We start from the raw sequence: 21,191 nt of genomic DNA on the forward strand, positions 1-21,191 counted from the left end.
GACCGTAACAAAAAATCGGCCACAGTGTACATCCGAAGATTAGTGCGCCTTCAGCTCATGGAACGCATGAGCTCTCGTTCCATGCTTTCGGCAGAGCTCATCCAAAGCGTCTGCATGAAGAGAGGCAGCTTGAGCGAGTGCAACTGAGGGGGCCGGGCGCCTAATGATGTTCCATTGATGAAATCGACAAGAATGTACCCTTCGGGAGTTTGCGCCGCCACGCCACAACAGGTCCATGTTATCGTAAACGCCAATCACCAAACCGAGCGCTTCTAAAGCGTGTCGCATCTATTCAACCTCATAACCCGCAGCTTTGAAGAAGTTTCTGCATTCATGAACGGAGAATAGGCTAATGATATCGCCGAGGGCTTTCGTGATGGCATCGAAGTTACGAGCTGCTCGCTTTCGTAGAAGTGCCTTGAGCTTTGAGAAAGCCATTTCGATGGGGTTCAGGTCTGGCGAGTAAGGTGGCAAGAAAAGCAGCCAGGCGCCTTTAGCCTTGACTAAGAGGTCGGCTCGCTCGCTTTTATGGAAGCCGACATTGTCGAGGATGACGATGTCGCCGGGCGAGAGTGTCGGCGCAAGCTGTGTTTCGATCCATGTTTCGAAGATGCGGCTGTTCATTGGTGCATTGACGATCCATGGCGCGGTCAGGCCGTGGCATCGCAGGCCAGCAATGAAGGTCTGGGTTTTCCAGTGACCGAACGAGCATAGGCGACAAAACGGCTGCCTCTGGCCGACCATCCGGTGCGTTTTGTCAGGCGCGTGTTTGTTGAAGTCTCATCGATAAAAACGAGCCGCGACAAGGCTTTGTTGAAAAATGGCTTTCGGCGATTGATCCATAGATCACGCGCCCTGGCGATCTGCGGCCTGCGCTGTTCGCTTGCCTTGAGGCTTTTTTTTATTGCTCAGCCCAAGCCCGTGCAGAAACCGACCAACTGTCGCGCGGTGCACTTCAATACCACGCTCTGCGAGTTCGACACACAATTCATCCAAGGTCACTTCACCCTGGGCCGCCACGCGCTCACTGATCCATTCACAATGGGCTGATAGTTTGCTGCCGGGCGGATGGCCTTGTTTAGCAGCGGCAAGAGAACCAGATGACCGGTGCAGGATCATCATGTTGTTGACGAACCGAGGCGAAACGCGGAAATGCCGCGCGGTTTCCCGGTTACTATTGCCTTCATTCACAAACGCAACGACACGCTCACGCAACTCGATCGGATGCGGCTTGCCCATGGCGCGTCTCCTTCCATGGGCAAAGTGAATCATAGATCACACAAAAGCGAAACTCTGAATCCGCTTAGACGCGACACGCTTTAGCGTCCGGGTCATGTACAAGCCGCCTGCGTCGAGCGGTCCACACCTCGCAAGCACGTGGCCAAAGATTGTGTTGAACGCCTTCACAGCATGCGCGCCCGCGAGAAGCCCCTTTTCGGTCTCCTGCGCGCCGGAACTGCCGTGGGGCGTCACAAGGTCCGAGAGGTCGGGGGCAAAGGGTTGGCGACGTCGATGAACACCTTACCATTGAGTGCCTCTCCGAAATCGGTCCCAACCGCCGCTATTCCTCTGTACGGCATGGTGAGGATGACGATATCGCCCGCAGGGACGGTTCCGTATGTCCCTGTTGGCGCCCCGGCTGCAAGCCGATCGGCCAGTGCCCGGGCATTAGCGGAGTCGCGGTTGACTATCTCGACGATATGTCCGGCCTTGGCAATACGACCGGCGACCGCCTTGGTCATGTCACCTGACCCGATGATGCTAGGAGCGCTGACACTCGATTCATCTATCGAACTTGACCAGATCCTTGAAGATCAATTGACCCCAGCTGTTTCCGCGCGCCTGGACCAGCAGTCCACCATCTGATAGCCCGCCAAGCTTGATCGGCGCGAAACCGAGATTTTCCGCAAGCGCACCGATCTCCGTTGCAGCAGCGTCATCGTCGCTCGCCAGGAACACGACCCGTCTACCGCCATGTACTGCGGGATCCTGGCCAAGGACACTCGCGGCCAAATGGTTGAAGCCCTTGACCAGCCTCGCACCAGTGAAGGCCTGGGCAACGAACCTGGATGAAGGTTGCCATCCAAGATCGTCAGGAGACACGCCGTAAGCATTGGTCACATCGACGATGGTCTTCCCCTGCCAGGTGGAAAGCGCCTTTGCAACATCCGGGTGCTGTTCAAAACGGACAGCCAAAAAGATGACGTCGGCTTTGACGGCTTCCGCCAGTGTTTTGGGAGCGATCGTCGGACCGAATGCAGCCGCTTCGGATGCAAAACTTTCCGGGTCGCGTTTGGTTGCAACGGATATTTCGATGCCTCGACGGGCAAACGCCTTGGCCATAGCTTGGCCGATATTGCCGAAGCCGATAATTGCATAGCTCATGTTCTTTTCCTCAGGTTTGTCGAGAGCCCGGCTGGGCGTGGAGTGTTAGACTTGCGCCAATCCGCCGTCGACGGCGACCTCGCTGCCAGTCATGAAGCTGCTATCCTGCGAGGCGAGAAAAGCCGCAGCTGCCCCGATCTCCGCCGGATCAGCCATGCGCTGGAGAGGGTTCATCGACGCGAACGCCTTCAAGCCTTCCTCGCCCAATACTTCTTTTGCGAGTTCGGTCGCCGTAGGCCCCGGCGACAGCACGTTTACCCGGATGCCAGTACCTTTCAGGTCCTCCGCCCAGGTCCGGGCGAGATTGCGCACCGCCGCCTTGCTCGCACTGTAAGCACTGAATGCCGGGGCGCCAGTGGTGCCAGCGCTTGATCCAGTCAGGATGATCGAGCCGCCCGGCCCCATCAGCGGCAACGCCTTCTGGACCGTAAAGATTGTACCTTTCACATTGGTGTCGAAGGTTTCATCAATGTGCTCGGCAGTGATCTGGCCGAGCGGAAGCTGGCTTCCCGCACCAGCATTGGCGAACACGATGTCGAGGGTTTCGTGCTCTGCCTTCACCGCCGCATAGAGCCGATCGAGATCAGCCAAGTTTGAGACCGATCCTTTCACCGCGCGGGCATTGGGACCCAAGTCGGCCGCGGCAGCGTTGAGCGCTTCCTGTCGGCGACCGAAGATGAAGACGACGGCACCCTCTTCGATGAAGTTTCTTGCTGCGGCGAAGCCTATTCCGGTGGCGCCGCCTGTGACTACTGCAACCTTACCCTCAAGCTTTCCCATGACGTTTCCTTCCGTGTTGACGAGACAGTTCCCGCGTTCCAGAACTTCAAACTAAGTCCGCCAGCGTCAGTTGTTGAGTAGGGAACCGTGCACACCGGTGGTGCGAAATCGATCCAGCTGACGGTAGCGCCTGTCTCAACGACCGGCTCCGCCATCCAGAATTCGGCCGCGCTTGTTGACGAGCGTGAGTGGTAATCGCTGTATTGCTGTGCAATGTTTTAGGCATGGGTTTTGGAAGGCGCGCCTTTCGGTGCGAAATTGCACCATGATTGACTGGGATGACGTTCGCTACTTTCTTGCCGTCGCGCACGGAGGCTCAGTGCGGGCCGCCGCCAAACGCCTCGGAATGAACCACTCCACCGTGCTACGACGCATCGCCCAACTGGAGAGGCAGCTGGGTGCGCAAATGTTTGAGAAACAGCCCTCGGGCTACCATCTCACGGCGGCCGGCGAGGAAGTGCTAGAATTCGCGTCACAGATGGAAGCCTCCTCGCACTTGCTGGAAACGCGCGTCTTCGGTCGAGATCAGAGCGCGCGAGGACTCTTGCGGGTGACGCTTCCACCGTTCCTCACCACACACCTGCTCATGCCGGACTTCGCCGAGTTTGCGCGTCTGCATCCGGACATTGAGATGGAAATCCTGTCCTCCGGCGAGGTGGCAAATCTGACCAACCGGGAAGCGGACGTTGCGATCCGCATTGTCACCGATCGCAAGACCCTGCCCCTCAATCTTTACGGTTTGAAGGGGCCGGAGCTGTTCAGCGGCGTTTACATGTCTCGCGATCGACTAGCCGCATGGCGTGCTGGCGCGGTTGATCCCATCCGATGGATCGTCATAGACAATCATGGAATTCCAGATTGGGCGCGTGATGGAGAGGTTCATACCACGGGAGTTCCCTTCAGAACCCCGGATGCCGGAACGCAGATCGCAGCAGCGCAGCAGGGTATCGGGATGACGAAATTACCCTGTTTTGTCGGAGACACTGATCCCCTACTGGTGAGGGTACCGGGTACCAACCTGCCCATGCATGGGACATTGTGGCTTCTCACGCAAGGAGAGACACGCAAGACTAAACGCGTCCGGCTCTTTATTGAATTCGTATCTCGCAGGTTCGCCGCTTACGCGCCGCTTCTCGCAGGGCTGTCTACATCGCGAGTCTGATACTCAGTATGTCCTCAGTGTCTGCCAGTGAATGGTGCCAGCAGTGAACACCCCGGCGCACCAAACCGGACTACTGCACCGTTGCCGTGTTCTGACCGTCCCGTCTTATGGGAATACAAACGAATGATGGGTTTTGAGCCGCGAGTCAGACCTTTGCATACCGAACGACCTATCTCATTGGTGTCGTGCCGCAATGCGGGTTCCCTAGTGAAAACCACATTCACCTGATCATGAGCGGAAAGCAACCTTTAAGCGTAACCGCCCGATTGCTACCGCCTGTTGAAACAAGGCCTCGTGACGTAAGACACGTCTTTAGCGACGTCGTTAATGACGTGTCTTGAGATTGAGGTGGACGATGCGGATGGAGATACTGGGCCATGAACGCCGCCGTCGGTGGCGAGCCGAAGAGAAGCTTGCGATAGTCAATTCGGTTGGGGTTGATGGCGCGACAGTCACAGAAGTTGCGCTCCGTCACGATGTATTGCGGCAGCAGATTTATATGTGGCGTAGCGAGTTGAAGAGGAAGGGGCTTCTGCCTTCCTCGCCGGAGCCCTTGTTTCTTCCCGTTGACATGACTGCCGCTCCGCTCGGTTCTGAGGCGAACAGTTCTGTCGATGCTTCATGCTCAATGGTTGAATTGCAATTGCGCTGCGGCCGTCGACTTTGTTTTGACAGCCAAGTGGAAGGTGCGGTGTTGACGCGGCTGATCCGGGTGGTGGAACAGGCATGATTGGACCGGGCACCGGCGTTCGGGTTTACCTTGCCTGCGGCGTCACAGATATGAGGAAGGGCATTGAGGGGCTTTCAATGTTGGCACAGGATGTCTTGCGTCAAAAGCCGACAGGAGGAGCAGTCTTCGCCTTTCGCGGGCGACGTGGCGATCGGGTGAAGCTCCTTTATTTTGATGGCCAGGGATTTTGCCTTTACTATAAAATCCTGCAGAAAGGCCGTTTCCCCTGGCCGTCGGCGGCCGATGGGACGGCTCGACTGACAGCAGCGCAACTGGCGATGTTATGGGAAGGAATAGACTGGAGGCGTCCGGACTGGGGTGCTCCGCCGGCACGTGTCGGTTGATTTTATCTTACTGAAACTACTTGTTTTTATGGTGCCCTGTCCTGATTTATGCTAGTCAGGATCATGTCGAATGCGAGCTCAATTCTTCCTGATGATCCAGCCTTTCTGAAGGCGATGATCACCGCCTTGCAGGCGGAGAATGCGAAGATGTCGGCGGCGTTGAAAGCGCACGATCACCTGATCCAGGGTCTGAGGCTACGCATTGCGCGATTGAAGAAACAGATCTTCGGCAAGTCTTCTGAAAAGATCGAGCGGGAAATTGCGCAACTGGAACTGGCTCTGGAGGATCTGTTGATTGCCAGTGCCGAACACGAGACCGCGCCCGTCGAGGAGCTTGAAAACGATACGGCTTGCGTTCCGGATGAAACTTCACAGTCCCGGCCACTGCGTCGGCGTCCGCGTGTGTCGGAAAATGCCGTTCGCGAACGCCGGGAACTGGATCCCGGTCATTGTTGTCCTGCCTGCGGCGGAGAATTGCGCCTTGTCGGAGAGGATGTCAGCGAAATCCTCGACATGGTCGCAGCGACGATGAAGGTCATTGAGATCGCCCGACCAAAGAAGTCGTGCCGTTGCTGTGAGAAGATGGTGCAGGTTCCTGCTCCCAGCCGCCCAATACCCGGCAGTATGGCTGGTGCCGGGCTTCTGGCCTATATCCTGGTCTCGAAGTTCGACGATCACCTGCCGCTCTATCGCCTCAACGAGATCTTCGCGCGGATGGGTGCCGATATACCTGACAGCACACTGGTGGACTGGTGCGGTCGTGCCATGCAGGTGCTTCGGCCGCTGATCGAGCGCATTGAGACCGAGATCATGAAAAGCGATCTCCTCCATGCTGACGATACGCCGATCCGGGTGCTGGATCGCTCATTGCGCGACAAGGGATTGGGCAAAGGTGTGAAGAAGGGCAGGATCTGGACATATGTCCGCGATCAGCGTCCATGGGCGGGTGGTGCACCACCAGGTGCTGTTTATTACTTCGCTCCCGACTGGAAGGAAGAGCACGTTCATAGCCATCTCAAAAAGGCGAGTGGCATTCTTCAGGCCGACGGCTACAAAGGCTATGCGAAGTTATATGAGCCGGGATCGGACGGGAAGCCCCGGTTCCGGGAGGCTTCATGTTGGGCGCATTGGCGGCGTGACTTTCATGACATCTGGACTGCAAACAAATCCGGGATTGCGCGCGAGGCTCTCGACCGGATCGGAGTGCTGTATGATATCGAACGGGGTATTATGGGGCAGCCTGCCGATGTACGGCTTGCCGCGCGTCAAAAGCACAGCAAGCCGAAGGTCGAGGAACTGCATGCATGGGCGGAAAAGCAGTTGCTCCGCATTCCTGGCAAAAGCGAGCTGGCGAAAGCTTTGCGCTATGGGCTGAGCAGATGGCCGTCACTCTGCCTGTTCCTGGAGGACGGGCGCGTGGCCATAGACAACAACGCTGCGGAGCGGGCCCTGAGACCAATAGGAGTAGGACGCCGGAATTGGTTATTCGCAGGCGCTGACACCGGCGCGGAAACTCTGGCACGCGCCATGACGATCATTGAAACAGCGAAGATGAACGGCATCAACCCGCAAGCTTATCTGGCCGATGTGCTCGACCGGATTCACGACCACAAGATCAATCGACTCGATGAGTTGCTGCCGTGGAACTGGAAGCCCCTCGCAGCTGAACATGCAAAGGCAGCCTGATGGCCACGGTCAGATTTGTTTACACGCTCGACTATGTCGCTGAAATGCTCGAAGAGGATGTCGATCTTCTTCAAGCGATCATCTACAATGACGACAACCTGACCTATGGCAATATCATCACCGTCGTAACCGGCGACGACCAGACTACGAGCGCCCTGACGGACGACGGCATCGATGAACTCAGACAGATGCTGGCCGACGCACGTAAATCAGCCGAAAAATGGCAGGAATTCCTCGAATGCTTTGTCGATGACGAAGAAATCGTCGCGCGCATCAATACATATTCTCCACGGTAACAATCGGGCGGTTACCTTTAAGCATGCCGCGCTGACTTGAAAAACGCAAATATCTTCTCTCGCTTTCACGTTGGCCTATACGAGACTTCAATGGCATTATTCACCCTGTTATGCGCGCGACGGTCTGTGTCCGGCGCAAGGGTTCAAATTGGCCAGATATAGCTACGCAGTTTATCGGTTACAACAACCCTCGGCCTGCCAAGCCGCGCCATCAGATCCCTTAAGAAACGTTTTGACGCCTTCGCATTTCAACGCGGCTGAACCAGGACGTCGAGCACGTTACATCCATAATAATCGCGCGCCAACGCCAATGCTTTTCCCATCCGACTGGGATGATAACCTATTCTACATTCCACTTTTCACAGGCGCAGGTCGATCACGGCAGACACAGTTTGCAAAATGGCAGCCGAAACGGTTGACCTAAGCCCGATCGTTTTCCGCCTGACAAATGACACCCCGTTCAGCGAACAAATCTTGAACATCTGCGGTGTTCAAAGCAAAGTGATGATAAGCCCAGACCGGCGACAATTTCACGAGCGAAGCGATAGCCCGTCAGGTGCAACATGTCGGATGGAATATTCATTCAACTCGAATAGGCCAGATACTCATCCCAAACAGCTTAGCAATACCCTTGAAAACTCCAAAGCTTAAATTTCCGCCACAATTGTATAAGGTAGTTCGCCCAATCCCTCAGCTAACGGTGGATGAATATCGCGCCAAAGCCCTAATCACCTGATTTACGGTGATCCGCCCAATCTGTTTTCCCTTTTCATCAGTAATCCCGATCCGATCATACTGTGCAAACAACGGCAAGACATCTTCACACCGCGTATCCGCAGCAACAAAATGGTCGCAAGGTTCATTGATAGAGGGGGCCATGATGGCTCGGACATGGATTGCACGCGCCTTGTTCACTTCGCGGACGAAATCCTCGATATGCTCATTGGCAGGTTTAAGTACAATTTCTTCAGGCTTCCCAACTTGCTGGACAGAACCATCCTTCAAAACCGCAATGCGATCCCCGATCTTTAGTGCTTCATCAAAATCATGTGTGATAAACAAGATTGTCTTGTTCAGTGTTTTTTGGAGACTGATCAGCTCATCTTGCATGCCTGATCGGATCAGGGGGTCGAGGGCGGAGAATGCTTCATCCATCAGGATAATGTCGGTATTCATTGCAAGCGCTCGGGCAAGACCTACCCGCTGTTGCTGTCCGCCCGACAACTGACGCGGTCTTGCATTTTGGTAACCACCTAACCCAACCGTTTCAATCCACTTGTCTGCCTCTTCAAGCCTCTGTTGTTTACCGATGCCACGCACTTGTAGTCCGTAAGCGACATTATCGATCACGGACCTATGTGGCAAAAGTCCAAACTTCTGAAACACCATAGTAACCGTTTTGCGCCGAAACCGTCTAAGTTCGTACTGGTCCATCGACAGGACATCATCGCCATTGACGAATATTTCCCCTGCAGTGGGATCTATCAGGCGGTTAACGTGACGTATAAGTGTCGATTTCCCAGAGCCCGAAAGGCCCATCACGACAAAAATCTGTCCCTTTGCAATATCTAGAGATACATTATCGAGACCTATCACATGACCAGTCTCAGCATGCACCTCGATCTTTGATTTTCCTTCCTTCAGAAGTTTTAGGGCCTCTCGCGGATCGTCACCAAAAATCTTCGTGACATCCTTGATCCGGATCGCCATATCTGTCTCAGCTTCCTGGTTCATAGGTGGGTCTCCCTCACTCCAATGCTGATTTGCAGCCGTCGTCCGAAAGCTTGGGTTATGCGATCGAATATGACAGCGAGAGCGACGATACCCAATCCTGCAAATAATCCTCGACTGATTTCAAGCCGCCCGATTCCCTGCAATACCTGGTAGCCAAGGCCACCTGCTCCAATCATTGAGGCAATGACCACCATTGCCAACGCCATCATCGTTGTCTGATTGACACCCGCCAGAATTGTGGGAAGTGCTAACGGTATTTGGACACCAAAAAGTCGTTGCATAGGCGTTGCTCCAAACGCCCTGCTTGCCTCCATAACCGAAGGGTCGACTGAACGCAGCCCCAGATCCGTCAGACGAGCAAGAGGTGGAGAAGCGTAAACAATTGTCGCAATCAGAGCTGGTATCTTGCCTGGCCCAAATATCATCACAGTGGGAATGAGGTAGACGAAACTCGGCAATGTCTGCATCAAATCGAGAACTGGCATTATGAACTGACGGACCAAAACAGAACGCGACATCCAGATACCTACAGGTATCGAAATGACTATCGCGCTGATCGTCGCGGCAAGCATCAGTGCAGTTGTCGCCATAGCGTCCCGCCAAAGGTCCATAATGCCTAAGAAAAACAAGGAAACTAACACCACAAGTGGTAGCGGCCAACGTCGGGTCGCGAACCAGGCGACACCTACCAGAATGATTATAATTAGCCACCAAGGGGTAAGCAAAAGAAGATTCTCGATCGCATTGAGTAAGAGTAAAAGTGGGCGGGCACCGGCTTCAAAGCCCTCCCCCCAATTAACGACCACCCAGTTCAGGCCATTATCTACAGCACGTCGCCAAGGGTTCGTATCGATTAAATCAGGAAACATCTACTTCAATCTGAATAGTTATTCTATTAAAGCTGGGATCGTCCGGTATTGGAGATCCCAGCACTGGTTGGCCTTGCACGTTCTACGGCAAGCGAGGTTTAGTTGAGACTTGCCTCTACTTTTTCTGCCACGTCGGCGGGCACCCATTTTTTCCACACGTCAGACTTGCTCTTCAGAAAATTGAGCGCCGTAGCTGCCGCGTCTGCCTTGTTTTCATCGCCAAAAACCAAAAGCTCGCTGATCTGAGCATTCGTCAGCCCAACCTTGGAGAAATAGTCAGCGAGAACCGGAGCCTCATTCTTTATCCAAGCAGCAGCACCGACGACCGCCGGGGATGAAGGGTAAGCCGTCACAGCCGGCGGGCTCGTGCAATCTGGATCAGTATTGCAAGCATAGACCTCCGGTTTAGCTTCTCCAAGATCGAGCTGTACCGTATCAAATTTACCGAGCACAGCGGTTGGGCCCCAGTAATAGAAAAGTATCGGCTCTTTACGCAGGAAAGCACGGGCGATCGATGCATCAAGAGCACCGCCCGAGCCTGCCGAAAATAGGTTCCATGTCTTCTTCATATCAAAGGCCGTAAACAGCGCAGTGGTTGAAAGTTCACATGCCCAGCCCGGTGGGCAGGAATAGAGGCGACCCTTGCTGGAATCTTCTGGATCTGGAAACAGGTCCGGACGAGCGATAACATCCTTCGCGCTTTTCAATTCCGGATTAGCTTCCTGAACATAACGAGGAATGAACCAACCCTCCACAGTCCCGTCTGCAATGGCATTGCCCAGATCAACGACCTTTCCATCCTGGAGGCCCTTTTCCCAATTGGTCTTGATAACACTGGTCCATAGCTCCGGTGCTATGGCAGGCTTGCCACGCGATAACATGGATGACGCCGTTGGCACGGTATCGCCAGTAACAACCTCCACTTTACAACCAAACCCCTTCTCAAGGATAATGGCATGGATATGCGCCAAAGCTGCAGCGGATGGCCAAGTCATTTCTGCTATGTCGATGGTGCGATCTGTGCCGCATGTAGTGTCTTGCGCTAGCGCTGGCCCCGAAAATGCAGCTGCCACCGCTAAAAATGCTCCCATTACCAAACATTTCCCACGTGTTACCATCCTTGCAGAATCTCCCTGACTGAAAATATATGCAAAGTTGATATCGACACACCTGCAGATGGTCAACCGAAACCGGCAGTCTACAAATAACAAAATAAATATAGTATATGTATTTCTTTATGATTATTATAATTAGAGCTATTATTAAGTTATATTCTTGTAACGAAAATTTTTAATTATGTCATTGAATATAACAGTATATAATTCATTATCAAATACATACAATTATACTAATAATCAATAATTTGATACGTGTAAATAATTCTAAATTATACAGAACATCAATAATCTTTAATAATTGTCGATAAACATCAGAATGAGCTAGGATCCAGATTTATCAAATTGTATTCAAATACCTCCGCGGGATAGGCCGAAAATGCATGCCAAATTGGATCAAAAGGACTCGATTATCATTTCCATCTATATGGGTTAGAGGTTGAATCATGATGAATGTAACGACATCAGTTTTGGCGTCCCTGACGGTTTTCTTTCCGGTGATGCCAGAATCGGAATGTGCGGGGAAGCGAACGAGCTCGTGTGCGACGTTCTCATAGGCGCCAGAAGGAGCGAAGGGCATGAGCCCGCGAAGACCTCTTCATCTCCGCAAAGTGCTGTCGAAGCAATTTGTGATGTGGTTGAACAGGCGTTGTCGCGCGACTTTCCCGAATGCCTTCCAAAACTGGCACAAACATTTGAGCACATTTTCGAGTACACCAAACCGATCAAAGCCTATCGTTGCGGTTGGTACCCGCCCCGTGCGTTACATTTCAAAGCGAACAACTTCCTCGATATTCAGCGCGCCATCCGATCTAACATCTGATGACACGCAATCTTAGGTGTTTAGTCCCGGCATTTGATGGTGCGGGTTGAGTGTAAACCGTTCTGGTTCGTTTGCCCAGACTTTGCAGATGTATTCATAGGGCGTGAGGCCTCGCAGCGTCTTCAGCCGACGTCCGTAATTGTAGGCATCGACCAAGCGAAGCCGGCAAGGACTGAAGCGACTAGGAACAGAACAATACCAAAAATAAGAACCGGCTTGCGCCCGTAAATATCCGCGAGTTTGCCAAACACAACGCGGTCGTTGCTATCTGAGTCAAAAGGAATGACCAGAAAACCCAGGAATACAGATTGAGCTGGCCCAGTTGCGCTGCGATCTGCGGGCATCGCGGTCGACACAATCGTTGCCTCGACAGCGATCATGGCCATGCTTGCCATGATCGCGGCGACAACAAGCCCGCGATGAGAATGTTTTTCTGTCATGGATGGCTTTCAGACCAGAACTGATCGTCGTTGGGGGAAGAAGCCTCCTTGCTTCCGACCCGTTTTTTAGACCCGCTCGACCACCATCGCAATACCTTGCCCGCCACCGATACACATAGTTGCCAACCCATATCGACCACCGATACGTTGCAGTTCATAGCAGAGTTTGATGAGGATGATCGCTCCCGACGCCGCTACCGGATGGCCGAGAGCCACTGCGCCCCCATTCGGATTGACCTTATCTTTCGGAAACTCCAGTTCCGCGCTAACCGCACAGGCCTGTGCCGCAAATGCCTCGTTGGATTCGATAACATCCATATCGTTTACGTTCAGCCCTGCCCACTGCAAAGCCTGACGGCTGGCTGGAACAGGGCCAATACCCATGACCTCTGGAGCTACACCACCTAGGCCGGTTGCGATAATGCGGCCTAATGCCTTGACGCCATGGGCCTTAGCGACGGTCTCCTCCATAAGGACCAGAGCTGCCGCGCCATCATTGAGACCCGAAGCATTGCCCGCCGTTACGGTGCCATCCTTGCGAAAGGCAGGACGCAGCTTGGCCATATCCTTAAGAGAAACATTGCTGCGCACATGTTCATCAGTATCAAACAGCTTTTCTACCCGGCCTTGCTTGACGGTAATTGGCTGTATTTGTCCTCTAAAGCGGCCATCCGCAATTGCGGCAGCCGCACGGCGATGCGATTCAACCGCGAAGGCATCCTGTTGTGCGCGATCTATGCCGGACCGTTCCGCAATATTCTCAGCGGTCATGCCCATGTGACCATGACCAAAGGGATCGGTCAGAGCGCCCACCATCATATCAATCGCGGTTACATCGCCCATCTTCTGACCACTACGCGCCTGCGTCAATAAATGGCCGGAACGGCTCATGCTTTCTGCACCGCCAGCAAGCACGATATCCGCTTTGCCAAGCTGAATCTGCTCGGCGGCGGAAACGACAGCCTGGAGGCCCGAACCGCACAAGCGGTTCAAAGTCAACGCAGGCGATGTGTGTGGCACACCGGCACGAACCGCAACGACGCGTGAAATATACATATCCTCCGGTCCGGTATGGATAACATTGCCGAAGACGGTTTGCTCGACTTGATCGGGTTTGATGCCGGCACGCGCGATCGCTTCGCAAGCCACTGCGGCTCCCAGTTCACACGGAGGAATACCTGCAAGAGAGCCACCAAAATCACCGATTGGCGTGCGGACCCCAGAAGCAATAACCACTGAACGTTTCATCATGGACTTTCTCAAACCTTGTCAACCATTTCAGGCACAGCCTGGAACAAATCAGCTACCAGCCCATAATCAGCCACCTGGAAGATCGGCGCTTCTTCGTCCTTGTTGATGGCGACGATGACGCGTGAGTCCTTCATGCCCGCCAGATGCTGGATCGCACCGGAGATACCGACGGCGATGTAGAGATCCGGTGCAACCACCTTGCCCGTCTGGCCGACCTGCCAGTCGTTCGGCGCATAGCCCGCGTCGACAGCCGCACGGCTGGCGCCGACCGCCGCACCGAGTTTGTCTGCAACCGGCAGGATCACTTCCTGGAACTTTTCAGCCGAACCAAGCGCACGACCACCCGAGATGATGATCTTGGCCGAGGTCAGTTCTGGACGGTCCGAATCCGAGAGCGCGTTGCCCACGAAGCTCGACAGCGCCGGATCGACCGCTGCATTGACGCTTTCAACTGCAGCCGAACCACCGACACCCGTTGCCTGGAAAGAGGCCGTGCGCACCGTGATCACCTTCTTGGCGTCGGTGGACTGAACGGTCTGGATCGCATTGCCCGCATAGATCGGACGCTTGAACGTATCCGCCGACACAACTTCCATGATTTCGGACAACTGCATCACATTGAGAAGCGCTGCAACGCGCGGCAGGATGTTCTTGGCCGAGGTCGTTGCCGGTGCGATGACCGTGTCATAATTGGCTGCCAGTGCCACGATGAGTGCTGCCGTCGGCTCGGCCAGACGGTTTTCCAGCGCATCGCTTTCAGCCAGCAGAACCTTGCGTATGCCCTTAAGCTTGGAGGCGGCATCAGCAGCAGCCTTCGCCCCCTTGCCTGCAACCAGAACATCCACGTCGCCGCCGATCTGGGCAGCTGCCGTCAGCGCCTTGGCCGTCTGGTCCGAAAGGGTTGCATTGTCGTGTTCGGCAATAAGAAGAATAGCCATTTATTTCGTCCCTTCCGATTTCTTTAAAGTACGCCGTCGGCCTTGAGCTTCTCGACCAGTTCAGAGACTGAACCGACCTTTACGCCAGCCTTGCGTCCACCCGGCTCTTCGGTCTTCAGGACCTTGAGGCGCGGCGCAATGTCGGCGCCGAAATCGGCAGGCGACTTTTCGTCGAGCGGCTTCTTCTTGGCTTTCATGATGTTCGGCAGCGATGCGTAGCGCGGCTGGTTCAAACGAAGATCGACCGTAACGATAGCCGGGAGCTTGACGTCGATGGTCTGGAGACCGCCGTCAACTTCGCGCGTCACCTTGGCCGAACCGTCGCCCAGTTCCACCTTCGAGGCAAAAGTTGCCTGGCTCCAGTTGAGGAGCGCCGACAGCATCTGGCCGGTCTGGTTCGAATCGTCGTCGATGGCCTGCTTGCCGAGGAAGACGAGGTCCGGCTTTTCCGCATCGACCACGCCCTTCAGCACCTTGGCAACACCGAGCGGCTCAACCGTTTCATCGCTCTTCACAAGGATCGCGCGATCGGCGCCCATGGCGAGCGCCGTGCGCAGCGTTTCCTGTGCCTGAGCCGGACCGACCGAAACCGCTATGATTTCCGTCACCTTGCCCGCTTCCTTCAGTCGGATCGCTTCTTCAACTGCGATCTCGTCGAACGGATTCATCGACATCTTGACGTTCGCAAGCTCAACGCCCGAACCGTCTCCCTTTACACGGATCTTAACGTTGTAATCGACAACCCGTTTCACTGCGACAAGGACTTTCATTGCTTACTCCTTTGAATTTTTTCTGCCCCATTCCACTGGCACCAGACACAATCGCGGCCAACTGCATGGCTACCGTCAATGCTTACTTCGCGTTATTGTCTAGTTGATGAGAACTGGGGCAAATCACTTTAACAATCGATGATTTCTGCGGCTTTGGCTGTGAGTGCAAAAGGCCCTTCGCGCCAGGAGTAGCCAAGCTGCATGGCGGTATCGATTGCGCCGGCGTCCGATGCAATCTCGGACAGATGCGTCTCGCAATAGCTTACCAGCTTGCGCAACACAGAACGTGCATAGTTCCCGACAGGACCTTGTTCGCTAAGCAGGTCATGCAATTCCGTAGGCAATTGCACCGGGCGAGTGGCGCGATAAAGCATTTTGTCAGCATCGAGCACTTCGAACTGCCCATCGGCCGTCTTGTGGTAGAACCCGCCGCCCGCCTTGCGCCCAAACGATCCTTTTGCCAGCAGTTCAATGATGAGCGGATTGCCCAGCAGATTATAGTCCTGCAAGCCATCATCTGTCGGCAGCGCCTGCATCAAACCACCCCATATGGTTGGCACGAGGTCAATACCAATCAGATCGAGCAACCCGAAAACACCGGTCTTTGGAACACCCAGTACCGTCTGCACAGCGTCGGCGGTTTCGATATCCAGTCCAAAACGACAAGCTTCCGTGACCGACACCGCTATCCAGAAACAGCCGATACGGTTGGCAATGAAGCCCGGAGTGTCATGGCAATCAATCGGGGTTTTGCCCAGCAATATTCTGGCCGCTTGATGCAACCGATCGCGCAGGTCATGATCAGCCTGATCGTCGACAACAACTTCGAGAAGAGGCATCAGTCGTGGCGGATTGAAGAAATGTGTAATGGCAAAACGGCGTGCGAGCCCGCTTTCCATATCACCAACCAGATCATGACGCGGGATGGTTGAGGTGTTCGAAGAAAGAATTGCCGACGGTTTCAGATAAGGTGCGATTTTCCGGAACAACTCGCGTTTAATGTCGAGCTTTTCCACCACCGCCTCAAGGACCCAGTCGGCATCCTGCAACCGGGCGAGATGATCGTCAATATTGCCGGGGCGCACTCGGGCTGCAGCTTCCGACGTCGTGAACCCGCCCGATTTAAGCTGGCGGGAAATCCCGGTTTCCGCCGGTTCGATACGGTTGTCACCGCGGGCAATATCTAACAGTTCAACGGCAACACCGGCATCGGCAAACTGTGCTGCGATACCCGCACCCATGGCGCCCGCTCCGATGATCCCGACTTTCCTTATTCCGGTAGCCTCGGCACCCGCGACTTTTGCTATCAGATTTTGCATGACGTCATCTCAGTCCAGTCGTACATCAATGAGCACCGGCCCATCCGTGGCCAGAGCTTTGGTCAAGGCTAAATCCAGCTCGCGATTGGTGGTCACCGTCACCGCTTCGACGCCAAAGCCCCGTGCAATCGATACCCAGTCAATTTCCGGTCGAACCAAGCTCATCATGTCGAGCGCTGTCGGGCCGGGTTCGGCACCAACCTTGGCATATTCTCCGAGCAAAATGGCGTAGGAGCGATTGTCGAGCAGCAATGTGGTGACGGGCAAGTTTTCACGGGCCTGCGTCCACAATGCCTGTACCGTATAGGCGGCGGAACCGTCAGCCTGCAAAGCGATGACCCGTCGTCCCTTGTCGCCAACAGCTTCCGCCCCGATGGCAGCGCCTGTTGCGAGGGGCAGTCCTCCACCGATTGCACCGCCTGTCACGGTCAGCCAATCACATGGAGCAGCCAATGGCATGACCGCGGCAAAGCCACCTCCTGAGGTCAGCGCCTCATTGACGATGAGGCTGTTTTCCGGGATCTGACGCGCTACAATCTGGGCCAGAGAATCCGGCGTTACCGGACCATCCACCGGCACCTCGATCTCTCCATTCTGGATGGCGATGTCGCTTTCACGAGCCCCGAGCGCTGTGGCCAAAGCAGTCAACGCGCCCTTCGCGTCCTGATGAGCGGTCGTCAGAGTCAAAACCTCGGCGTCGGCGCGATGCAGCAGGCTCGGCAGACCTGGATAGCGGAAGAAGCCGACTGGCGGCGGACAATTGACCAGCACGACCAGATCATAAGGGGCAAGACACTGTAGCGCTTCCGTTACCACATAAGGCACGACCGGTAGCACCAGCCGCCCTTTGCCCTTTGGCATGTTGGAAATGGTTGAACTTCCCATCAGTTCAGCACCGGTTTGGTCGGCAATGCCCTTGAGTAAGGGATGTAACTCTTCGACCACAGCCGGATTACCAAGGATGATGACAGCCTTGCGCCCAGATTTCAGGGCTTCGGCAACGTGCGTCACAACAGCTGGGTCAATTGGAGATGGCCCTTCAATGCTTTCAAGTTCCGACGTTTCGCCGCCTTCGCTCCATGACACGTCTGCGGGCAAGACCAGCGAAGCGATTTGGCCATAACCAAAAGCTGCCTCTTTCAGACCAGCCATGGCATCGGCACCGATCGATGCCGGTTTTGTGCCGAAGCGGTGCCATTCAGAACTACCGCCTACCAGTGCTTCAACGTCTGCAGTCAACGGGCTGTCATGCGCGACATGATCCGTTGCATGATCGCCGACAATGTTGAGCATACCGCTGCCAGCACGGCGGGCATTATGAATATTGGCAATGCCGTTGGCATAACCGGGACCGCAATGCAGCAGTGTTACCGCTGGGCGCTGCGTGACGCGGAAATAGCCATCAGCCATACCGGTCACCACATTCTCCTGCAACCCCAGCACACAGCGGATACCAGAGATCCGATCAAGCGCAGCGACAAAATGCATTTCACTCGTGCCGGGATTGGCAAAGCAGGTATCTACCTTGGCGGCAACAAGACTATGGACGAGCGCTTCCGCTCCAGTGATATGCGGTCTGTTCATAATGTTTCCTGTCGGTCTTGAGTGAATATCGGCGCCATACGAGACAGCGGTCAGTATTCTAGCGATGCTCAATGATAAGGGCGTCTACAGCGACGGCGTTGTCGGTTCCCAGCATCAACGGATTAACATCGAGTTCGAGCAGATTATGCCGGTGATCACCCGCATAAGCGGCGATCGCCATTATAGCATCGATGACCGGCTCCAGTCCCACCTTTGGCTTGCCGCGAAATCCGTCGAGGAGCGCAAAGCTTTTCAACCCGCGCAGTGCATTTTCAACGTCTGAACGGCTGACCGGTAACAGCAATGGCGTGGCGTCCTTCAACAATTCCACCAGAATACCTCCCGCACCGATGACGAGAACCAGTCCGAATAGCGGGTCGCGTTTGACGCCGACGATCAGTTCAGCAAGTGGGGGCGCTTGCATCGGTTCCATCAGAAATGTCGTGAGCTCGATTGAAGCATCGTGCTGTTTGACCGATGCGACCATGCGCTCGGCTGCGGTGATGGCATCCGTTCGGCTACGAATGTTGAGAGCAACACCGCCAACTTCTGTCTTATGCGCCAGCTGATCATGCAAAACCTTCAGAACCATCGGGGCATCGAAGGTTTCCGGCAGCTCGCGGATTGACTCAATGGTCAAAATGTCACCTTCTGGCCCACTTAATCCATAAAAGCTCAATCGTCGCTTGGATTCTGCTTCATTTACTGTGGTTCCGTTTGCAGGCAAAACCGTGACTGCAAACGGGACTTTGGGCACCAATGCAACATCGCCCTGCTGGTTGTCTCCCCGGATCATTTTGCAATAGTTCGCCCATTTGGCGACGACCTGCGCAGCATCATGCAGACCGTTCAAAGGCACGATCCCTTGCGCGATCAGCGCTTCGGCATCTTCTGGCGGTATGCTTTCCGTATTCACCGAGGCGTGGAATACCGGCTTGCCAGCAGCCTTGCCAGCAGCAGCCAGAGCCCGGTCCATAGCCTGATGCGCCGATTTATCCTTATAAGGCGAACCGACGGACGGATAGTCGATCACCAGCATGGCGGCATCGTAATCACCGTTCAGCATAGTGGTGAACATGGGTGTCAGCAGTTCTTCGCTGCCCCAATAGCCCGCAGTGAAATCGAGCGGGTTGGACACGTGACCGAAATCAGGCAGTGTCGGCTTGATGATATCTTTCTGTTGCTGGTTCGGCTGCGGAAGTTGCAAGCCGGCAAAGGAACAATAATCCGCAGCCAGGCCATTGTCGCCGCCGGAGCTGGAAAACACAGTGACGCGCTCGCCCTCAACCGGCGCTGCGATCGAAGCAAGCTTCATCATTTCGAGGAATTGCGGGACAGTATCGGTCTCGATCACGCCGAGACGGGCAAACAATGCCTCATAATATTCATTTTGCCCGGCCAGCGAACTCGTATGGCTGGCGGCCATCACGGCACCAAGTTCTGAACGCCCGGAACGGCAGACGATGATCGGAATGCACTTGGCACGCGCCCGCAAGGCGGCCTGCGAGAACGCGGTCACATCACGTATGCCTTCCATAAACAGACCCAGACAGGTCACGTTCGGGTCATCAATGAGGTAATCAATATAGTCCTCAAAGCCGAGAACCGCTTGGTTGCCCGCGCTGATCAGATAGGAATAGGGCACCGAACGCCCGTTGGAGACAAGATGTCCGGTGACATTGCCACTCTGGGAAATGACCGCCGCGCCACGACTGTTCAGCAATTTGGGGTAAGGCGCTGGCCAGATCGTGCCATGATTGACGTAATTGACGAGGCCATAACAGTTCGGGCCGACCACCGCCATGTCGCCTGCAGCTTCGACAAAAGCCAGATTGCGTTCAAAACCCGCCGCGCCAATTTCGGAAAAGCCGGAAGCATAGCAAACGACACCACCCGCCTTCATGGCCGACAGTTCACGCAACGCGTTGATGGTCGCATCGGCATTGACGGCCAGGAATATCGCATCAGGCGAAACAGGCAGATCGGCAATCGACGGAATGCATTTATATCCGGCAATTTCGCTGCGCTTGGGATTCACCACATAGACATCGCCAGCATAATCCTGCTGACGCAAGGTTTTCAATGTTGCCTCGACCTGGCCACCACCAATGAAGGCCATGGTGCGGGGCGCAAGAAGACGCGCAAAATTCTCTCGCAGGGTAGGGCTGATACGGCCCTCCTCCACGCTCGTACTCACCTGTAGCATATTCCTCTGCCTCTTAACCTTAAGGCACTGCCAGCCCAGCGGGCTCAATCCTCTGTGGCAGCGCTCATTCCAGAATGACTGGTAAGAGGTGCAGACGTCGGGAAATTCTCCACATCGAAATCGGGCAGCAGCGGATGATCGGCGGGATTCTCGCCAAACAGATCGCACAGCCATTTGCGGATGATGATACAGCAATCCTCGGCCGAATAGGCTTCTTCCATGACCCAGCCGTGCCATAGCCCGTCCGCCAATTGCGTAAGAGCGATGGCCGCCAGACGGACATCAATTTCCATATTCTTTTCTGCCGCGACCTTGGCAAGCCGACGTCCGAGAAACGCGCGGTATTTGCCCCATAGTTCGCGATGTAATGCCATAATCTCCGGAACAATCCAGGCGGCACTGTTGTAGTGAATATGAACCTGTTGATATCCGCGTCCGTGGAAAAATGGCCCACAGGCAACAAAGTATAGCGTATCGAAATTCCCAGTCTTCACCGATGATACAAGGTGCCGGTAATAATCGTCCCCATTTTGAAGGTAATAGCGATGTGCTGCGGTCAGCAAATCTTCCTTGCTGTCAAAATAGTGGTTTATCAATCCACGTGAAAAACCAGATTCCTCACTGATCGTGTTGATCGTCGAATTCAGATAGCCATGTTTGACTATTGAATTCAGCGTCGCAAGGATCAGATCCTGTCGCCTGATTTCGTTGGTTTGCCTCTTTTTGACAGCTTTCCGCATTCTTTACCTTCTCGAAGGC

The 21,191-nt window shown here is 54.7% G+C and carries 21 protein-coding genes and 2 pseudogenes; 6 read left to right on the plus strand and 17 right to left on the minus strand.

Annotated features, from left to right (window positions below):
- Positions 1-288: 288 nt before the first annotated feature.
- The 5 genes from CQZ93_RS27075 to CQZ93_RS24510 all read right to left on the minus strand — a co-directional run bounded on the left by CQZ93_RS27075 (position 289) and on the right by CQZ93_RS24510 (position 3,165).
- Positions 289-744: a transposase gene (locus CQZ93_RS27075; RefSeq protein WP_286154256.1), complete on the minus strand. Its 456-nt coding sequence runs from the start codon at positions 742-744 to the stop codon at positions 289-291.
- Positions 745-846: 102 nt separating this feature from the next.
- On the minus strand, positions 847-1,239 hold the full coding sequence (locus tag CQZ93_RS27080; protein WP_286154086.1) for a helix-turn-helix domain-containing protein: 393 nt from the start codon (positions 1,237-1,239) through the stop codon (positions 847-849).
- 230 nt (positions 1,240-1,469) lie between these two features.
- A complete protein-coding gene (locus CQZ93_RS26805; protein WP_339561767.1) occupies positions 1,470-1,805 on the minus strand; it encodes an NAD(P)-binding domain-containing protein in 336 nt (111 codons plus the stop codon).
- The gene (locus CQZ93_RS24505) at positions 1,783-2,385 is read right to left on the minus strand and encodes an NADPH-dependent F420 reductase (protein ID WP_105545087.1); all 603 of its coding nucleotides are present in this window, start codon (positions 2,383-2,385) and stop codon (positions 1,783-1,785) included. The genes CQZ93_RS26805 and CQZ93_RS24505 overlap by 23 nt, the downstream gene beginning before the upstream one ends.
- Before the next feature lie 45 nt (positions 2,386-2,430).
- Complete coding sequence (locus CQZ93_RS24510) at positions 2,431-3,165, minus strand: SDR family NAD(P)-dependent oxidoreductase (protein WP_105545088.1); 735 nt, start codon at positions 3,163-3,165, stop codon at positions 2,431-2,433.
- 265 nt (positions 3,166-3,430) lie between these two features.
- On the opposite strand from CQZ93_RS24510, the gene CQZ93_RS24515 reads away from it, so the two are divergent.
- The 5 genes from CQZ93_RS24515 to CQZ93_RS24535 all read left to right on the plus strand — a co-directional run bounded on the left by CQZ93_RS24515 (position 3,431) and on the right by CQZ93_RS24535 (position 7,383).
- Complete coding sequence (locus CQZ93_RS24515; RefSeq protein WP_105545089.1) at positions 3,431-4,327, plus strand: LysR family transcriptional regulator; 897 nt, start codon at positions 3,431-3,433, stop codon at positions 4,325-4,327.
- Positions 4,328-4,688: 361 nt separating this feature from the next.
- The gene (tnpA, locus tag CQZ93_RS24520; protein WP_181153301.1) at positions 4,689-5,057 is read left to right on the plus strand and encodes an IS66-like element accessory protein TnpA; all 369 of its coding nucleotides are present in this window, start codon (positions 4,689-4,691) and stop codon (positions 5,055-5,057) included.
- Positions 5,054-5,401, plus strand: a complete 348-nt coding sequence (tnpB, locus tag CQZ93_RS24525; RefSeq protein WP_011982990.1) for an IS66 family insertion sequence element accessory protein TnpB — start codon at positions 5,054-5,056, stop codon at positions 5,399-5,401. Before tnpA ends, tnpB begins: the two co-directional genes overlap by 4 nt.
- 63 nt (positions 5,402-5,464) lie before the next feature.
- Complete coding sequence (gene tnpC / locus CQZ93_RS24530) at positions 5,465-7,087, plus strand: IS66 family transposase (RefSeq protein ID WP_105543156.1); 1,623 nt, start codon at positions 5,465-5,467, stop codon at positions 7,085-7,087.
- On the plus strand, positions 7,087-7,383 hold the full coding sequence (locus tag CQZ93_RS24535; RefSeq protein WP_105541351.1) for a hypothetical protein: 297 nt from the start codon (positions 7,087-7,089) through the stop codon (positions 7,381-7,383). The genes tnpC and CQZ93_RS24535 overlap by 1 nt, the downstream gene beginning before the upstream one ends.
- Before the next feature lie 690 nt (positions 7,384-8,073).
- Here the strand turns inward: CQZ93_RS24535 and CQZ93_RS24540 are convergent.
- From CQZ93_RS24540 to CQZ93_RS24550, 3 genes are all read right to left on the minus strand, one after another.
- Positions 8,074-9,117, minus strand: a complete 1,044-nt coding sequence (locus tag CQZ93_RS24540) for a quaternary amine ABC transporter ATP-binding protein (protein WP_286154257.1) — start codon at positions 9,115-9,117, stop codon at positions 8,074-8,076.
- On the minus strand, positions 9,114-9,986 hold the full coding sequence (locus tag CQZ93_RS24545; protein WP_105545090.1) for an ABC transporter permease: 873 nt from the start codon (positions 9,984-9,986) through the stop codon (positions 9,114-9,116). The genes CQZ93_RS24540 and CQZ93_RS24545 overlap by 4 nt, the downstream gene beginning before the upstream one ends.
- Before the next feature lie 98 nt (positions 9,987-10,084).
- Positions 10,085-11,104, minus strand: coding sequence for a glycine betaine ABC transporter substrate-binding protein (locus CQZ93_RS24550; protein WP_286154258.1), 1,020 nt, complete (start codon positions 11,102-11,104; stop codon positions 10,085-10,087).
- 436 nt (positions 11,105-11,540) lie between these two features.
- On the opposite strand from CQZ93_RS24550, the gene CQZ93_RS26480 reads away from it, so the two are divergent.
- Positions 11,541-11,924: a M55 family metallopeptidase gene (locus CQZ93_RS26480; RefSeq protein WP_146114485.1), complete on the plus strand. Its 384-nt coding sequence runs from the start codon at positions 11,541-11,543 to the stop codon at positions 11,922-11,924.
- 12 nt (positions 11,925-11,936) lie between these two features.
- Here the strand turns inward: CQZ93_RS26480 and CQZ93_RS24560 are convergent.
- The 9 genes and pseudogenes from CQZ93_RS24560 to CQZ93_RS24600 form a co-directional block, all read right to left on the minus strand.
- Positions 11,937-12,077 (minus strand): annotated as a pseudogene (locus CQZ93_RS24560) (IS481 family transposase); the annotation flags it as partial.
- Positions 12,062-12,364: pseudogene (locus CQZ93_RS24565) on the minus strand (MFS transporter); the annotation flags it as partial. The pseudogenes CQZ93_RS24565 and CQZ93_RS24560, both read right to left, overlap by 16 nt.
- A 66-nt stretch (positions 12,365-12,430) precedes the next feature.
- The gene (bktB, locus tag CQZ93_RS24570; RefSeq protein ID WP_105545303.1) at positions 12,431-13,612 is read right to left on the minus strand and encodes a beta-ketothiolase BktB; all 1,182 of its coding nucleotides are present in this window, start codon (positions 13,610-13,612) and stop codon (positions 12,431-12,433) included.
- A gap of 11 nt (positions 13,613-13,623) precedes the next feature.
- A complete protein-coding gene (locus tag CQZ93_RS24575; RefSeq protein ID WP_105545093.1) occupies positions 13,624-14,553 on the minus strand; it encodes an electron transfer flavoprotein subunit alpha/FixB family protein in 930 nt (309 codons plus the stop codon).
- Positions 14,554-14,576: 23 nt separating this feature from the next.
- Complete coding sequence (locus CQZ93_RS24580; RefSeq protein ID WP_105545094.1) at positions 14,577-15,323, minus strand: electron transfer flavoprotein subunit beta/FixA family protein; 747 nt, start codon at positions 15,321-15,323, stop codon at positions 14,577-14,579.
- Positions 15,324-15,451: 128 nt separating this feature from the next.
- Positions 15,452-16,642: a 3-hydroxyacyl-CoA dehydrogenase family protein gene (locus CQZ93_RS24585; protein ID WP_105545095.1), complete on the minus strand. Its 1,191-nt coding sequence runs from the start codon at positions 16,640-16,642 to the stop codon at positions 15,452-15,454.
- Positions 16,643-16,651: 9 nt separating this feature from the next.
- Positions 16,652-18,226 carry an acetolactate synthase large subunit gene (locus CQZ93_RS24590; protein WP_105545096.1) on the minus strand — a complete coding sequence of 525 codons (1,575 nt, stop codon included), beginning with the start codon at positions 18,224-18,226 and terminating at the stop codon, positions 16,652-16,654.
- Positions 18,227-18,284: 58 nt separating this feature from the next.
- The gene (locus CQZ93_RS24595) at positions 18,285-20,432 is read right to left on the minus strand and encodes an acetate--CoA ligase family protein (protein ID WP_105545097.1); all 2,148 of its coding nucleotides are present in this window, start codon (positions 20,430-20,432) and stop codon (positions 18,285-18,287) included.
- A gap of 44 nt (positions 20,433-20,476) precedes the next feature.
- Positions 20,477-21,172, minus strand: a complete 696-nt coding sequence (locus tag CQZ93_RS24600) for a TetR/AcrR family transcriptional regulator (RefSeq protein WP_105545098.1) — start codon at positions 21,170-21,172, stop codon at positions 20,477-20,479.
- Positions 21,173-21,191: the final 19 nt, after the last annotated feature.

The sequence above is a fragment of the Ochrobactrum vermis genome, from assembly GCF_002975205.1.
Taxonomy (GTDB): domain Bacteria; phylum Pseudomonadota; class Alphaproteobacteria; order Rhizobiales; family Rhizobiaceae; genus Brucella; species Brucella vermis.

Excerpts from the sequence above, each read along its gene's own strand:
- CQZ93_RS24600 (WP_105545098.1), bottom strand. The coding sequence starts at position 21,172 with ATGCGGAAAGCTGTCAAAAAGAGGCAAACCAACGAAATCAGGCGACAG.
- CQZ93_RS24575 (WP_105545093.1), bottom strand. The coding sequence starts at position 14,553 with ATGGCTATTCTTCTTATTGCCGAACACGACAATGCAACCCTTTCGGAC.
- CQZ93_RS24545 (WP_105545090.1), bottom strand. The coding sequence starts at position 9,986 with ATGTTTCCTGATTTAATCGATACGAACCCTTGGCGACGTGCTGTAGAT.
- CQZ93_RS24515 (WP_105545089.1), top strand. The coding sequence starts at position 3,431 with ATGATTGACTGGGATGACGTTCGCTACTTTCTTGCCGTCGCGCACGGA.
- tnpC (WP_105543156.1), top strand. The coding sequence starts at position 5,465 with ATGTCGAATGCGAGCTCAATTCTTCCTGATGATCCAGCCTTTCTGAAG.
- CQZ93_RS24535 (WP_105541351.1), top strand. The coding sequence starts at position 7,087 with ATGGCCACGGTCAGATTTGTTTACACGCTCGACTATGTCGCTGAAATG.
- CQZ93_RS24580 (WP_105545094.1), bottom strand. The coding sequence starts at position 15,323 with ATGAAAGTCCTTGTCGCAGTGAAACGGGTTGTCGATTACAACGTTAAG.
- CQZ93_RS24510 (WP_105545088.1), bottom strand. The coding sequence starts at position 3,165 with ATGGGAAAGCTTGAGGGTAAGGTTGCAGTAGTCACAGGCGGCGCCACC.
- CQZ93_RS24505 (WP_105545087.1), bottom strand. The coding sequence starts at position 2,385 with ATGAGCTATGCAATTATCGGCTTCGGCAATATCGGCCAAGCTATGGCC.
- CQZ93_RS24585 (WP_105545095.1), bottom strand. The coding sequence starts at position 16,642 with ATGCAAAATCTGATAGCAAAAGTCGCGGGTGCCGAGGCTACCGGAATA.
- CQZ93_RS24590 (WP_105545096.1), bottom strand. The coding sequence starts at position 18,226 with ATGAACAGACCGCATATCACTGGAGCGGAAGCGCTCGTCCATAGTCTT.
- tnpA (WP_181153301.1), top strand. The coding sequence starts at position 4,689 with ATGGAGATACTGGGCCATGAACGCCGCCGTCGGTGGCGAGCCGAAGAG.
- CQZ93_RS27075 (WP_286154256.1), bottom strand. The coding sequence starts at position 744 with ATGGTCGGCCAGAGGCAGCCGTTTTGTCGCCTATGCTCGTTCGGTCAC.
- bktB (WP_105545303.1), bottom strand. The coding sequence starts at position 13,612 with ATGAAACGTTCAGTGGTTATTGCTTCTGGGGTCCGCACGCCAATCGGT.
- CQZ93_RS24550 (WP_286154258.1), bottom strand. The coding sequence starts at position 11,104 with ATGGTAACACGTGGGAAATGTTTGGTAATGGGAGCATTTTTAGCGGTG.
- CQZ93_RS27080 (WP_286154086.1), bottom strand. The coding sequence starts at position 1,239 with ATGGGCAAGCCGCATCCGATCGAGTTGCGTGAGCGTGTCGTTGCGTTT.
- tnpB (WP_011982990.1), top strand. The coding sequence starts at position 5,054 with ATGATTGGACCGGGCACCGGCGTTCGGGTTTACCTTGCCTGCGGCGTC.
- CQZ93_RS24595 (WP_105545097.1), bottom strand. The coding sequence starts at position 20,432 with ATGCTACAGGTGAGTACGAGCGTGGAGGAGGGCCGTATCAGCCCTACC.
- CQZ93_RS24540 (WP_286154257.1), bottom strand. The coding sequence starts at position 9,117 with ATGAACCAGGAAGCTGAGACAGATATGGCGATCCGGATCAAGGATGTC.